This window comes from Phenylobacterium haematophilum, assembly GCF_014196295.1.
Taxonomy (GTDB): domain Bacteria; phylum Pseudomonadota; class Alphaproteobacteria; order Caulobacterales; family Caulobacteraceae; genus Phenylobacterium; species Phenylobacterium haematophilum.
Window position 1 is genome coordinate 197,676 of sequence record NZ_JACIDK010000005.1, and the last position, 14,280, is coordinate 211,955.

Annotated in this window: 11 protein-coding genes; 3 read left to right on the forward strand and 8 right to left on the reverse strand. The window is 69.2% G+C overall.

Going from position 1 to position 14,280, the window contains the following annotated elements; translation table 11 throughout:
• Window positions 1-40: 40 nt before the first annotated feature.
• Window positions 41-2,860: a [protein-PII] uridylyltransferase gene (locus tag GGQ61_RS16860; RefSeq protein WP_183775362.1), complete on the reverse strand. Its 2,820-nt coding sequence runs from the start codon at window positions 2,858-2,860 to the stop codon at window positions 41-43.
• A gap of 258 nt (window positions 2,861-3,118) precedes the next feature.
• Here GGQ61_RS16860 and GGQ61_RS16865 point away from each other — a divergent pair, with 258 nt between their 5' ends.
• Entirely contained in the window at window positions 3,119-4,600 is a 1,482-nt protein-coding gene (locus GGQ61_RS16865) for a methyl-accepting chemotaxis protein (protein ID WP_183775364.1), read from the forward strand.
• On the opposite strand, the gene GGQ61_RS16870 is transcribed toward GGQ61_RS16865, so the two are convergent.
• Both GGQ61_RS16870 and mutS read right to left on the reverse strand, forming a co-directional pair.
• Window positions 4,597-5,190: an HAD-IA family hydrolase gene (locus GGQ61_RS16870; protein ID WP_183775365.1), complete on the reverse strand. Its 594-nt coding sequence runs from the start codon at window positions 5,188-5,190 to the stop codon at window positions 4,597-4,599. The two genes, GGQ61_RS16865 and GGQ61_RS16870, sit on opposite strands and share 4 nt — an antisense overlap.
• The gene (gene mutS, locus GGQ61_RS16875) at window positions 5,187-7,871 is read right to left on the reverse strand and encodes a DNA mismatch repair protein MutS (RefSeq protein ID WP_183775367.1); all 2,685 of its coding nucleotides are present in this window, start codon (window positions 7,869-7,871) and stop codon (window positions 5,187-5,189) included. The genes GGQ61_RS16870 and mutS overlap by 4 nt, the downstream gene beginning before the upstream one ends.
• Window positions 7,872-8,094: 223 nt before the next feature.
• Here mutS and GGQ61_RS16880 point away from each other — a divergent pair, with 223 nt between their 5' ends.
• A complete protein-coding gene (locus tag GGQ61_RS16880) occupies window positions 8,095-8,622 on the forward strand; it encodes a GNAT family N-acetyltransferase (RefSeq protein WP_183775371.1) in 528 nt (175 codons plus the stop codon).
• Here the strand turns inward: GGQ61_RS16880 and GGQ61_RS16885 are convergent.
• From GGQ61_RS16885 to GGQ61_RS16900, 4 genes are all read right to left on the reverse strand, one after another.
• Window positions 8,619-9,215, reverse strand: a complete 597-nt coding sequence (locus GGQ61_RS16885; RefSeq protein WP_183775373.1) for a TetR/AcrR family transcriptional regulator — start codon at window positions 9,213-9,215, stop codon at window positions 8,619-8,621. The two genes, GGQ61_RS16880 and GGQ61_RS16885, sit on opposite strands and share 4 nt — an antisense overlap.
• A 37-nt stretch (window positions 9,216-9,252) precedes the next feature.
• A complete protein-coding gene (gene dnaJ / locus GGQ61_RS16890; protein WP_183775375.1) occupies window positions 9,253-10,404 on the reverse strand; it encodes a molecular chaperone DnaJ in 1,152 nt (383 codons plus the stop codon).
• 164 nt (window positions 10,405-10,568) lie between these two features.
• Window positions 10,569-12,473 (reverse strand): molecular chaperone DnaK, encoded by a 1,905-nt coding sequence (gene dnaK / locus GGQ61_RS16895; protein WP_183775385.1) that lies wholly within the window; start codon window positions 12,471-12,473, stop codon window positions 10,569-10,571.
• A gap of 177 nt (window positions 12,474-12,650) precedes the next feature.
• A complete protein-coding gene (locus tag GGQ61_RS16900) occupies window positions 12,651-13,163 on the reverse strand; it encodes a hypothetical protein (RefSeq protein ID WP_246371001.1) in 513 nt (170 codons plus the stop codon).
• A gap of 19 nt (window positions 13,164-13,182) precedes the next feature.
• On the opposite strand from GGQ61_RS16900, the gene GGQ61_RS16905 reads away from it, so the two are divergent.
• Window positions 13,183-13,794, forward strand: a complete 612-nt coding sequence (locus tag GGQ61_RS16905) for an alpha-ketoglutarate-dependent dioxygenase AlkB (RefSeq protein ID WP_183775387.1) — start codon at window positions 13,183-13,185, stop codon at window positions 13,792-13,794.
• Here GGQ61_RS16905 and GGQ61_RS16910 read toward each other — a convergent pair.
• The gene (locus GGQ61_RS16910; protein WP_183775389.1) at window positions 13,791-14,174 is read right to left on the reverse strand and encodes a hypothetical protein; all 384 of its coding nucleotides are present in this window, start codon (window positions 14,172-14,174) and stop codon (window positions 13,791-13,793) included. The two genes, GGQ61_RS16905 and GGQ61_RS16910, sit on opposite strands and share 4 nt — an antisense overlap.
• Window positions 14,175-14,280 lie beyond the last annotated feature (106 nt).

A 14,280-nucleotide genomic window follows, 5' to 3' on the forward strand; every position in this document is an offset into this window, starting at 1 on the left:
TGGTGTGCGCTTATGCGGCCGCACCGGTCAAGCCGCCCCGTCAGCGCGCGACGCTAGCGCGCGCCTTCTGCAGATTGGCGCGCGGTTTGGGCGCCGCGGCCTCCACTTCCTCAAGCGCCGCCATCAGGTGCGACTTGAGCGCGGCCATCCGCTTCGGATCGGTAAGTTTTCCGCCGTCGCGCTCGGTCACGTAGAATGCGTCGACCGCCCGCTCGCCATAGCCGTCGATGTGGGCCGAGAGGATCGAGAGACCAGCGTCGGCGAGATTGCGCGCCAGGGCGACGAGCAGGCCGGGGCGATCGCGGCCGGACGCCTCGACCACGGTCGAAACCTCGGACGCTTCGTTGTCGAGCATGACAGTCGGGGTGATGGTGAACGCTGCCGCGCGGCCGAAGTCGGTCACTCGCCGCGGCTCGGACTTGGTCAGCTCGCCGCGGCCGGCGGCGGCGAGCGCATCGGCCAGCTTGGTCAGCGAGCGCGGATTGTCGGCGCCATAGGCCGCGCCAGTGGCGTCCTGCACGTAGAAGACGTCGAGCGCCTGACCCTGGCGGGAGGTGAACACCCGAGCCCCGACGATGTTGGCGCCGGCTGCGGTGACCGCGGCGGCCAGGTCGACGAACAGGCGCGAGCGGTCAGGAGCGGCGATCACCACCTCGGAAGCATTGAGGCCCGGCCGAATGTGGCCTTCCGCCGCCGCGCCGCGGTCGGCGGCGCGACGGGCGAGGTCGGCGTGGACCAGGATCTCGGCGTCGGAGAACGAGGTGAAGTAGGCGTCTTCCATCGCCTGCACCCAGTCGGTGGCGGAGGGGTCGGCGGCGATCAGGCGCACGCGCGCGTCGTAGGCGGCGTTCTCGTGATAGCGGCGGATGGCGGCGGCGGCGTCGGAGCCGCGGCCGCCGCGGAACACCGCTTCGGTCGCGCCATAGAGTTCGCGCATCAGCTGGCCTTTCCAGCCGTTCCAGACCCCCGGCCCGACGGCGCGGATATCGGCGACGGTCAGGACCAGCAGCAGGCGCAGCCGCTCGGGCGTCTCCACGATGCGGGCGAAGTCCGCGACGGTGCGCGGGTCGGAGACGTCGCGCTTCTGGGCGTAATCGCTCATCACCAGATGGTGCTCGACCAGCCAGGCGACCATTTCGATGCGCTTGCGATCCAGGCCGAGCCGCTCGCAGGCCGAGCGCGCGGCGCGGGCCCCGGCCTTTTCCTGGCCCCCCGCCCCGCCCTTGCCCGTATCGTGCAGCAGCATGGCCAGGAACAGCGCCTCGCGGTCGTCGATCAGGGGCATGACCGCAGTCGAGAGCGGGTGGTCCTCGGCGAAGCGGCCGTTGGCGATGTCGGCGATGACGCCGACCGCCCGCAGCGTGTGCTCGTCCACCGTGTACGAGTGGTACATGTTGAACTGCATCTGGGCGACGATGCGCCCCCACTCCGGGATGAAGCGGCCGAGCACGTCGGCGTCGTTCATCATCGACAGCGCCCGCTGCGGATCGCGGCCATGGGCCAGGATGTCGAGGAACACCTTGGCCGCGGCGGGATCGCGACGGACCTTGGAACCGATGATGCTGGCGCAGCGGCTGGCGGCGGTGAAGGCGTCCGGGTGCAGGTCGAGGTCGCGCTGGTCGGCCAGCCGGAACAGCCGCAGCAGGTTCACCGGATCGCGCTCGAACACCTGCGGGCCGTCGACGTTGAGGCGTCCGCCCTCCTCGTGGAAGCCGGGATCCAGCTTCTTGCGCTTGGCCTTGCTGCGGCCGGGGATCAGCCGCGACAGCCCCTTGGGCTGCTGCTTGATCTGCTCTGCCTCGAGCTTGGCGGCGAACACCCGGGTGAGCGCCCCGACCTCCTTCGCGATCAGGAAGTAACGGCGCATGAACCGCTCGACCGCCGGCGCGTCGCCGCGGTCGCCATAGCCCATCCGCCGGGCGATCTCGGGCTGCAGATCGAAGGTCAGCCGCTCCTCGGGCCGGCCGGTGGCGAAATGCAGATGACAACGTACGGCCCAGAGGAAGTCGAACGCCTTGATGAAGGCCGCGACCTCCTTGCGGTCGAACATGTCCAGCTGGACGAAGCCGTCGACGTGGCTGACCGGGTGCAGGTACTGGGCGATCCAGAACAGGGTGTTGAGGTCGCGCAGGCCCCCCTTCCCTTCCTTGACGTTCGGCTCGACCAGATAACGGCTGGCGCCGGCGCGCTCCTGGCGGATGTCGCGCTCCTTGAGCTTGGCGGCGACGAACTGAGCGGCGGTGCCCCTGACGACCTCGGCGCGGAAACGCTGGAACAGCTCATCGGCCAGTGCGGCGTCGCCGCTGAGCTGGCGCGCCTCCAGGATCGAAGTGCGGATCGTGTAGTCCTCGCGGCTGAGCTTCAGGCACTCCTCGATCGTGCGCGAGGCGTGACCGACTTTGAAGCCGAGATCCCAGAGGGCGTAGAGCATGTACTCGATCACGCTCTCAGTGTGGGCGGTCTGCTTGTAAGGGCGAAGGAACAGCAGATCGAGATCGGAAAACGGGGCCAGCGTCCCGCGGCCGTACCCGCCGACCGCCATCAGCGCCAAGCGCTCGCCCTCGGTCGGGTTGCGGGCCCGGAAGACGTGGACGGTGGTGAAATCGTAAAGCGCGGTGACGACCTCGTCGGTGACCCCGGACAGCAGCCGGGCGGTCTCGATCCCGCCGGCGCCGTTCTCAAGCCGCTCCTTGGCGATCATCCGGCCGCGGAACAGGGCCTGCTTGAGGATGTCGAGCGCCCGGCGGCGCTGTTCCTGTTCGTCGCCGGCCGCGTCGAGGGCGGCGGCGGACAACTGGGCGCGCAGGCGCACGCCGTCGACGACGTATTCCAGGCGGGTGGGTCGGAGGCGGGGCGGCATGACGTGGATATAATCACTTCCGGTAGCTGCGGCATCCTCTCCTCTGAGCGGCGCCGAGACCAGGGCCAAACCGAACCCGCACCCGACGGCGAGAATATCGGCGGCGCCTGAAAATCGTCCCGACCACAGCGGATTCGGGGTCCGCGATTCAGTTTTTCGTCTCAGTTCGCGAAGACTTGGGCTGATTGGGAAACTGCTTACCCATCCTTAACCACGGCCACCCAAGGACTGCGGCAGCGGGTTTTGGTGGAGCGGATTATGACGGGTAAGAGCCTGGACGGGCGCCTGGAGTTCATGCAGGTGACGCCGGAGACCCGCAAGACGCTGCGCGCGACCCGGTCGCTGATCTCCGAGAAGCTGCCCGGCGCGCTCGACCACTTCTACGCCCAGGTCCGCGCGACGCCCGAAACCAAGGTGCACTTCCGCGACGACGGCCACATCACCAAGGCCCAGAACGCCCAGCTGCGCCATTGGCAGGGCATCGCCTCGGGAGAATTCACCGCCGACTACGCCAAGTCAGTGCAGACCATCGGCGCGGTGCACGCGCGCATCGGGCTTGAGCCGCGCTGGTACATCGGCGGCTACGCGCTGGTTCTGGAACAGCTGGTGCGCGCCGTGGTCGCCGAGAAGGGCGCCAAGGGCTTCGGCGCCAAGGCCAAGAACGCAGAGCTGGCCGAAACGCTGTCGGCGCTGATCAAGGGCGCCATGCTCGACATGAGCCTGGTGCTGGACGTCTATTTCGAGGCCGCCGAGGCCGACCGCGCCAAGGCCGAGGCCGAGAAGGCCCGCTCGGCCGCCGAGCAGGCGACAGTGGTGCGCAGCCTGGCCGCGGCGCTGTCGGGTCTGGCCCGCGGCGACCTGACCAGCCGCATCGAGACCCCGCTGTCGGGCGACTACGCCCAGCTGCGCGACGATTTCAACGGCGCGGTCGGCGAGCTGCACGGCGCGATCGCCGCGGTGGTGGACTCCGTCTCGGCGGTGACCGCCACGGTCGGCCAGATGAAGAGCTCGGGCGACGACCTGGCGCGGCGCACCGAAAACCAGGCCGCCAGCCTGGAGGAGACCGCCGCCGCGGTCGAAGAGATCACCGTCACCGTCCAGCGCGCCGCCGAGACCGCCCGCCAGACTTCCGGCGCGGTGGCCGACGCCCACAAGGAGGCTGAGACCAGCGCCCCGGTGGTCGAGGCGGCGATCTCGGCCATGGGCCAGATCGAGGACTCCTCCAAGCAGATCAGCCAGATCATCGGCGTGATCGACGAGATCGCCTTCCAGACCAACCTGCTGGCGCTGAACGCCGGGGTCGAGGCGGCCCGGGCGGGCGAGGCCGGGCGCGGCTTCGCCGTCGTCGCCTCCGAGGTCCGGGCCCTGGCCCAACGCTCGGCTGACGCCGCCAAGGAGATCAAGACCCTGATCAGCGCCTCGAGCGAGCAGGTCAGCCAGGGGGTCAATCTGGTCGGCGAGACCGGCCAGGCCTTGGGGCGCATCGTCGGCCGCGTGACCGAGGTGCACGGCCTGGTGGCCGACATCTCCAGCTCGGCCCAGGAACAGGCCGTCGGCCTCGGCCAAGTCAACAGCGCCGTCAATGAGATGGACCGCGTCACCCAGCAGAATGCCGGCATGGTGCTGGAGACCGCGCACGCGGCGGCCGACCTGGCGCGCGAGGCCCAGATCCTGTCGCAGCTGATCGGCCGGTTCCGGCTGGCGACCGGCGCCTCGGCCGCCGCCCGCCGCGCGGCCTAGGCGCCCGCCATCAGATCCGCCAGCCGCTCGCGGCCGGTCCAGAGCGCGGCCTTCCAGCCGCGGGCCTGGGCGGCCTGCACGTTGGCGACCTTGTCGTCGATGAAGAAGAGCTCGCCCGGCGCATAGCCGGTGCGCGCCTCGATCGCCGCATAGAACCCGTCGGCCGGCTTGGCGTGGCCGAGATCGGCCGCGTAGTGGATGGCGTCGAAGCGATCCTTCAGGCCCATCTCGTTCCAGAGATAGGCGGCGCGCTCGTGCTCCTGCACGGTCGCCAGATGCAACGCATAGCCCTGGGCGCGGACAGCGGCCAGCTGGTCCAGCAGGCCGTGGTCGAGGTGGCTATCGTGCTCGAACCAATAGGCGCAGAGCTCGTCGCAACTGAGGTGCGGGGCGATCCTCGCCAGCACCGGAGCCAGCCGATCGCGCAGAGCCGCGCGGCCATGGACGATGTCGTGAAAGTTCGGTTCGAAGAATTGAGCTTGGAGGTCCTCGATCTTGAGGCCGAGATCGCGCTCCAGATTGGCCGACCAGCCCTTCGGATCCGGATGCACGACGATAACCCCGTCCACATCGACCATCAGCGCCTTCACCGCATCAGTTCCTTCAGGCGGTAGAGCGCGGCCATCGCCTCACGAGGGCTCATGCCGTCGAGGTCGAGCGTCTTGAGCTGCGCCTCCACCTCGCTCGGTCCGAAGGCGGGCGCCTCGGGCTCGGCCGCGTGGGCGGCGAACAGCGGCAGGTCTTCGAGGTGCGCCGGCGCGCCAGCCTCGCGCTCCAGCCGGTCGAGGACTTCACGCGCACGGACCACCACCGCCGGCGGCACGCCGGCAAGCTTGGCGACCTGCACGCCGTAGGAGCGGTCGGCCGGGCCGGGACCGGCCTCGTGCAGGAAGATCAGATCGCCGTTCCACTCCTTGGCCTTGAGCGACAGGTTGGACACGTGCGCCAGTCGATCCTCGAGCACCGCCAGCTCGTGATAGTGGGTGGCGAACAGGCCGCGGCAGCGGTTGGTCTCGTGCAGCGCCTCGGCGCAGGCCCAGGCGATCGCCAGGCCGTCATAGGTCGCGGTGCCGCGGCCGATCTCGTCGAGGATGACCAGCGAGCGCGGCGTCGCCTGAGTGAGGATCGCAGCGGTCTCGACCATCTCGGCCATGAAGGTCGAGCGGCCGCGCGCAAGGTCGTCGCCGGCGCCCACGCGGCTGAACAGCCGGTCGACGACGCCGATGCGCAGCGCCTTGGCCGGGACGTAGCAGCCGGCCTGGGCCAGCACCGCCAGCAGGGCGTTCTGGCGCAGGAAGGTCGATTTACCGGCCATGTTCGGGCCGGTGACGATGGACAGCCGCGCCGCCGCCGCCCCCGCACCATCCAGCGCGCAGTCGTTGGGCGTATAGGGATCGCCGGCGCGCTTGACCGCGGCCTCCACGACCGGGTGGCGGGCGGCTTGGGCCTCGAACACCGTCGAGCGGTCGACCACCGGCCGGGCCGCGCCGACGTCTTCGGCCCATTCGGCCAGCCCCGCGGCGACGTCGAGGCGCGCGGCGCCCTCGGCCGCGGCCTGGATGGCCGGGGCGACGCGGATCGCCGCCTCTCGCCAGGCCTCGAACGTCGCAACCTCCATGGCCAGGGCACGCTCGGCGGCCTGGGCGATGCGGGCGTCCAGCTCGGCCAGTTCGACGGTGGTGAAGCGGACTTGGTTGGCCAGGGTCTGGCGGTGGATGAAGGTGGTGTTGAGCGGCGCGCTCATCAACGGCTCGGCCGCCTTGGCGGTGGCCTCCACGAAGTAGCCGAGCACGGCGTTGTGGCGGATCTTCAGCGCCACGCCGCTCTCGGCCGCCAGCTTGGCTTCCAGCTGCAGGATCACCTTGCGGCTGTCATCGCGCAGAGCGCGGGCCTGATCGAGCTCGGCGCGGACGCCGGCGGCGACGAAGCCCCCGTCGCGGGCCTGGGCGGGCAGGTCCTCGCCCAGACCGTCGGCCAGCATGCGGCGGAACTCGGCAAGGTCCAGATCAGCGCTCGGATGCAACGCGGCCAGGGCGCCGGCTATCTCTGCGGGGGCCGGATCCAGCGGCTCGGGCGCGGCGAACAGGCCGAAGATCGTTTCGCCCCCCGCAAGGCCGGCTTTCAGGGAGCCGAGATCGCGCGGTCCGCCGCGGCCGAGCGCCAGCCGCGACAAGGCGCGGGCCATGTCGCCCATGCCCCGCAGCTGATCGCGCAGCTTGGCGCGCAACGGACGGCGCTCGCAGAACCACTGGATGGCGTCGAGGCGCGCGTCGATGGCGGCCGGATCGAGCAGCGGGCGGGCCAGGCGCGAGGCCAGCAGGCGCGCGCCGGGCGCGGTGATCGTGCGGTCGATGGCGCCCAGCAGCGAGCCGTCGCGCGAGCCGGAAGTCGATTTTTCGATCTCGAGGCTGGAACGGGTGGCCGGATCGATGGCCATGACGTCGGCCTCGCCCGCGCGCCGCGGGGCGGTAAGCGCCGGCAGCCGACCGGCCTGGGTGGTTTCCAGGTGCGCGGCGATCAGACCGAGGGCCGAAATCTCGGCGCCGGTCAGCTCGCCGAAGCCGTCGAGAGTCTCGACGCCGTAGAGCCTCTTCAGCCGCGCCTCGGAGGCCGAAGGCTCGGACAGCGCCGAGGGCATCGGCTGGATCAGGCCGCCAGCCGACTTAAAGGTCGACGCCAAGGTTTCGTCGGCGAACAGGCGGTCGGGCACCAGGGTCTCGGACGGGCCGAGGGCGGCCAGGGCCGAGGCCAGGCTGTCGCGCGAGAGCGCCATGCACTCGACCTCGCCGGTGGAGAGCTCGACGCTGGCCACCGCCGCTGCTCCAGCGCGCACGGCGACCGCGGCCAGGCGGTTGGCGCCGCGGGCGTCCAGGAGCCCGTCCTCCGTCAGGGTGCCGGGCGTGACCACGCGCACCACGTCGCGGCGAACCACAGACTTGGAGCCGCGCTTCTTCGCCTCGGCGGGATCCTCCATCTGCTCGCAAAGCGCGACCTTGAAGCCCGAGCGGACGAGCTTGGCGAGATAGGCCTCGGCTGCGTGCACCGGCACGCCGCACATCGGGATCGGCGCGCCGCCGTGGTTGCCGCGCGCGGTCAGGGTGATGCTCAGGGCTGCGGCGGCCTTCTCGGCGTCCTCGAAGAACAGCTCGTAGAAGTCGCCCATGCGGAAGAACACCAGCGCGTCCGGCTGGCGCGCCTTGGCCTCGAAAAACTGGGCCATGACCGGCGTGGCGCCGGTCGGGTCGGGAATGGCGGAGGTTGGGGCGTTCATGGGTCAGCGGAAGCTAGAGCCCTTTAGCCTTGGGTGGAATCACCCAAGGTGTCTGAAAGGGCTCTTATCCATAGATTTTGAGCGCGACGGTCGCCGAAACCGGCTTCCACTTTCGGCTGTGGCGCGAGTGAGGCCCGCGCGATCCGTCACCCCTGGCAGGCGCGTAGAGACCCTTGAACCGCCGCCAGCGACTTCCAAGCTGTGTCTAAGTGAGGAGCCGCACTTGCCGCACGTAATCTTCCCCGCTGGGCCGGACGACGCGGAGGACCTGGCGCGTGTGCATATCGCCGCCTGGCGCGAGACCTATCCCGGGCTGCTGCCGGACTCCTACCTCGCGCGCATGTCCGTCCCGGTCTATACGCGGCGCTTCCGGGCCGGACTGCTGCGTCCGCGCGAGCAGGAAGCGACGCTGGTCGCGGCCGACCGATCGCGGCTGGTCGGCTACGCCTCAGGCGGTCCGTCCCGATCACAGCGGCCAGGAGAAGCCGAGGTGATGACGCTCTACGTGTTGAAGGCGGCCCAGGGGCATGGCCTCGGCCGCGGCCTGATGGCCGGCATGGCGCGGGTGTTCGCCGCCAACGGGGCGACCAGCCTGATGCTGTCGGTGCTGCGCGACAACATCCCCGCGCGGCGGTTCTACGAACACCTCGGCGGGCTGGCCGACGCGCCGCGGCGCGAGCCGGGCCCGGGCGGCGTCACTCACGAGGTCAGCTATCGCTGGCCAGACATCCGCAGTCTGACCGGCGGCTAGTCGGCCATCGTCGCAACGACGGCCCGGGCCATCGCGGCGACGACGCGCTGGGCGGCCTCCACCGACAGCCCCTGGTCCTCCCGCAGGCGTCGCCAGGCGTCAAAGCTGAGCGCCAGGTCGAGCGCTTCGAGCAGATCGCCGCCGAACGGGCCGAGCCCATCCAGATGTCGCAGCAACAGTTCGCGCTGCCGGGCGACGAAGGCCTGATGGCCGGCCGTGAGGCTGGGAGAACGCGAGCGGTTGGCGTCGGCGAAGGCCTTAGGGCGGGCGAGCTTCTCAAACACCACGGCCCGGCGGGCGACCAACTGGTCGAGACGCTCGGCCAGCGTTCCGCGGACCGGCTCGTCGTAGATCGGGGCCAGGCGCTCGTCCATGACCTGTTGCAAACCGCGGTGCAGGCCTTCGACGTCGTTGAACAGGCGGAAGACGGTGCGCACGCCGACGCCGGCGCGGACCGCCACCGCCTCTGCCGAAGGCTGCACCTCGCCGGCCTGGATCAGGTCGACCATCGCCTCGAGGATGCGCGCGCGGCTGGCGACGGCCCGCTCGCGGCGGCCGTCACGTTTCTCGATGGCTTCGACTGTGACGCTCATCTGCCGTTGATAGCCCGAGCGGGACGCAGCGACGGCGTCAGCCGCCGGTGACGTCGTCCCAGAACTGTTTGGCCTTGCCGATGAAGGTGGCCGATTTCGGATGCTGTTGCTCTCCGCAGATTTCGGCGAACTCGCGCATCAGCTCCTTCTGGCGGGCGGTGAGCTTAGTCGGGGTCTCGACGAACAGTTCGACCACCAAGTCGCCGCGGTCGCGCGAGCGCAGCGACGGCATGCCCTTGCCCTTCAGCCGCACGGTGCGGCCCGTCTGAGCGCCTTCCGGCACCTTGACCTCGATGCGGCACTCGCCGTCGCAGTTGTCGCCGCCCATCAGGCATGGGGCTTCGATCTCGCCGCCCAGCGCCGCCACCGCCATCGGCACCGGCACGGTGCAAAGCAGGTCAAGGCCGTCGCGGTCGAACAGGTCGTGCGGCCGCACCGAGAGGAAGATGTAGAGGTCGCCACGAGGCCCGCCGCGCGCGCCGGCGTCGCCCTCGCCCGCCAGGCGGATGCGCGCGCCGTCGTCGACGCCGGCCGGGATGCGGACCTGCAGGGTGCGCTGCCTGCGCACCTGGCCATGGCCGCTGCAGTCCTCGCAGGGGTCGAGCACCAGGCGGCCCGAGCCGCCGCAGCGCGGACAGGCCCGCTCGATCGAGAAGAAGCCTTGGCTGGCGCGCACGCGGCCGGCGCCGCCGCAACCGCCGCAGACGGTCGGGCTGGTGCCCGGACGCGCGCCCGAGCCGTCGCAGGTTTCGCAGTTGATCGAGGCCGGCACGGTGATCTCGACCTCGGATCCGGCATAGGCCTGCTCGAGGGTGATCTCCAGGTCGTAGCGCAGGTCCTGGCCGCGGGCCGGGCCCGAGCGCTGGCGACCGCGGCCGCCGAACATGTCGCCAAAGACGTCGCCGAACACCTCATTGAAGATGTCGTTCACGTCATGGAACTGGGCCCCTCCGCCGCCGCCGGCAGCGCCGTTGACGCCGGCGTGGCCGAAGCGGTCATAGGCGGCGCGCTTCTGGGGATCGGAGAGGACCGAGTAAGCCTCGTTGATCTCCTTGAACCGGCCGGCCGCTTCCTCGCACCCGCCATTGCGGTCGGGGTGGTGCTCCATGGCGAGCTTACGGAACGAAGACTTGAGCGCAGCTTCGTCCGCGCTCCGTTCCACGCCGAGGATCTCGTAATAATCCCGCATGCTATGTCAGAGGTTCAAATTGATCTGAGAATTGAGGTGGGATGATCCCCGCCCGACTGCAAGGCTTATTCCAAACCGGAGCAGACGGAGATTTTCCCGAGGGGCGCCCGAACCGATGGCGGTCGTCTCGCAGAATTTGCGGATGACCGCCATCGGGCGGAACGTCACGCCGACTTCTTGTCGTCGTCGGAGACTTCTTCGAACTCGGCGTCGACCACGTCGTCAGCCGCCGCCGCGCCCTGGGGCTGCTCTTCCGAGCCGCCTTGCTGGGCCGCATACATCGCCTCGCCCAACTTCATCGAAGCCTGGATGAGGGTCTGGGTCTTGGCCGAGATCGCCTCGGCGTCGTTCCCTTCAAGTTCCGACTTCACATCGGCCAGCGCGGTCTCGATGGCGGTCTTGTCGTCGCCCGAGATCTTGTCGCCGTGCTCGGCGAGAGCCTTTTCGGTGGAATGCACCACCGCCTCGGCTTGGTTCTTCGCCTCGACGGCCGCCTTGCGCTTTTCGTCCTCGGCCTTGTTGGCCTCGGCTTCCTGGACCATCTTGTCGATGTCCGCGTCCGAGAGGCCGCCGTTGGCCTGGATGCGGATCGACTGCTCCTTGCTGGTCGCCTTGTCGCGGGCCGAGACGTTGACGATGCCGTTGGCGTCGATGTCGAAGGTGACCTCGACCTGCGGCACGCCGCGCGGGGCCGGCGGAATGCCGACCAGGTCGAACTGACCCAGCATCTTGTTGTCGTGCGCCATCGGGCGTTCGCCCTGGAACACGCGGATCGTCACGGCCGATTGGTTGTCGTCAGCGGTCGAGAAGGTCTGCGAGCGCTTGGTCGGGATCGTGGTGTTGCGTTCGATCAGCGGGGTGAACACGCCGCCCAGGGTTTCGATGCCGAGGGTCAGCGGGGTTACGTCCAGAAGCAGCACGTCCTTGACGTCGCCCTGCAGAACACCGGCCTGCACCGCCGCGCCGAGCGCGACGACTTCGTCCGGGTTCACGCCCTTGTGGGGCTCGCGGCCGAAGAACTCCTTCACGGTCTCGACGACCTTGGGCATGCGGGTCATGCCGCCGACCAGGATCACCTCGTCGATATCGGTCTTCTTCAGACCGGCGTCCTTCAGCGCCTGCTCGCAGGGGCCGACGGTGCGGGCGACCAAGTCTTCGACCAGGGCTTCCAGCTTCGCGCGGCTCAGCTTGATGTTCAGGTGCAGCGGGCCCGACGCGTTCATCGAGATGAAGGGCAGGTTGACCTCGTACTGGGCGACCGAGGACAGCTCCTTCTTCGCTTTCTCGCCTTCTTCCTTCAGGCGCTGCAGGGCCAGCTTGTCGTTCCGCAGATCGACGCCGGTTTCCTTCTTGAACTCGTCGGCGAGGTACTCGACCACCCGCATGTCGAAGTCTTCACCGCCGAGGAAGGTGTCGCCGTTGGTGGCCTTCACCTCGAACACGCCGTCGCCGATCTCCAGAATCGAGACGTCGAAGGTGCCGCCGCCGAGGTCGTAGACGGCGATCTTCTTGCCGTCGTTCTTCTCGAGACCGTAGGCGAGCGCCGCCGCGGTCGGTTCGTTGATGATGCGCAGGACTTCCAGGCCGGCGATCTTGCCGGCGTCCTTCGTCGCCTGACGCTGCGCGTCGTTGAAGTAGGCCGGGACGGTGATGACCGCCTTCTCGACCTTCTCGCCGAGGTGCTGCTCGGCGGCTTCCTTCATCTTCTGCAGGATGAAGGCGGAGATCTGTTGGGGCGAATAGTCCTTGCCGTGGGCCTTCACCCAGGCGTCGCCGTTCGGACCCTTGACGATCTCGTAGGGCACCATGCCCTTGTCCTTCTCCACCAGCGGATCGTTGTACTGGCGACCGATCAGACGCTTGATGGCGAACAGGGTGTTGGCGGGGTTGGTGACCGCCTGCCGCTTGGCCGGCTGGCCGACGAGACGCTCGCCGTCGTCGAGAATGGCGACGACCGACGGAGTGGTCCGTACGCCTTCGGCGTTCTCGATCACTTTAGGCGCTTTGCCGTCCATGATGGCCACGCACGAATTGGTCGTGCCCAGGTCGATGCCGATGATCTTGCTCATATCGAGTCTTGCTCGCTCCTGAATGGCGGACGCCGGTTTGAGGGCCTTCGTTTGAAGCACCCCGGTTCTTCTCGGCATCCCCGGTTCGAATAAGGGCTCGGCCGGTTAACCCATGGGGCAACCAGCGTCGAGTCGCGATATGGGATCACATACACCCGCCGCAAGTGCGTAATGACCCTAGATCGTGCGAGGTCTTCGCCCCAGCGGCTGCGGCCAAGCCTCTAAAATCCCTGCATAAGCTGTGCTGTCGTAAGGCGCCGCGCCGCCGCCAGCGGCCAGATAGGCGTGCTGCACGACCATCGCCTGCTGCTCGATGTTGAGCTGAGAAAATGACCGACCGTCCGCCAAATCATATGCGTAGGTCGCCCGGCCGTCGCCGGCGCGCAGCTTTGCGAAGGGCAGGAAAACGCCTTGCTGCGCCTGCCAAACGTGCACCAGCTCATGCACCAGGACCGAGCGCAACCAGAGCGGGGCGACCGAAAAGTCGGCCAGGGCCGAGGTCGCCGGCCACACCACGAGTCCGGCTGACGGGACGAAAGGTCGCGGCCAGACCGGGAGGCTGAGGATCCGCACCCGCGCCGCGTCGATATCCTCGCCGAACACCTGCGCGCACAGGTGGTGCTCGCCGGCGGTGAGCCGGCGCGCCCGCAGGGGCGGCATGCGCATGTCGCTGGCGGCGCGGGACGTCATTGCGCCTATATGAGCATCGATGAGCCTTTCGACGACCAGTGGATTTCGCCTGCTGCCCGGCCGGCTGTCGCCCGCCGCCCAGGCCGCGCTGCTGGAAGAGGTGGCGGCGGGCCTCGCCGACGCGCCGCTGGTCCGCCAGGCGACCCCCGGCGGCAAGCTGATGAGCGTGGCGATGAGCAGCTTCGGCGACCTCGGCTGGACCACCGACGCCAAGGGCTATCGTTACGAGCCGCGACACCCGATCACCGGCAGGTTCTGGCCGCAGATCCCCACAATCCTGACGGATCTCTGGCGCGAGCTCGCCGACCCGGAGGTTCCGCCCGACGCCTGCCTGATCAACTTTTATGACGCCGACGCGAAGATGGGCCTGCACCAGGACAAGGACGAGGCCGACTTCCGGTTTCCAGTCCTGTCGGTCTCGCTTGGCGACACGGCGGTGTTCCGCATCGGCGGCCTCAAGCGCAGCGATCCGACGACCTCGGTGCGGCTGTCATCGGGCGACGTCTGCCTGCTGGCCGGCGAGGCGCGGCTCTATCACCACGGGATCGACCGTATCCTGCCGGGATCGTCGCGGCTGATCCCCGGCGGCGGGCGCATCAACCTGACCCTGCGGCGGGCGGCGGCGGCCTAGTAGGGAGGCTGTTCGGGCGGCGGAGTGAGACCGTCGATCAGATCGCCGACACGGTCTTCCTCAGGCGGCGGCGTGGTCGGAACCTTGGGCGCGGGCGCGGCCTTGGGTTCGGGCGCCTTTTCGATCGGGAGCGGCGCCTGCTCGGTCGGCTCGGCGGGCTTTTCCTCCTCTTCCTTCTTCGGCTCGGGGGCCAGCTCGGAAGGGGTCAGAACCAGATCATCAAGCGGCCGGGCGTCGCTGGCCTGGAGCGGGGCGCCGCCGCCTGCCGCTTCGCCGGGCAGCCGCGCGCGCTCCGGAGCGCCCCGCACGCCGAGAATGAACCCGCCCACGGCGCAGAGACCGAGAATGACGGCGACGAACCGCAGGACGCTTCGAGGCATGCTCCACATGCGGCGAACCTAGATGGGCTTGGCCAAAACGGAAACGGGATTTTGCGGGTACGGCCGCGCTTAAGGCCGGGCTTGGTAAACGCCTCTTAACCCTCGT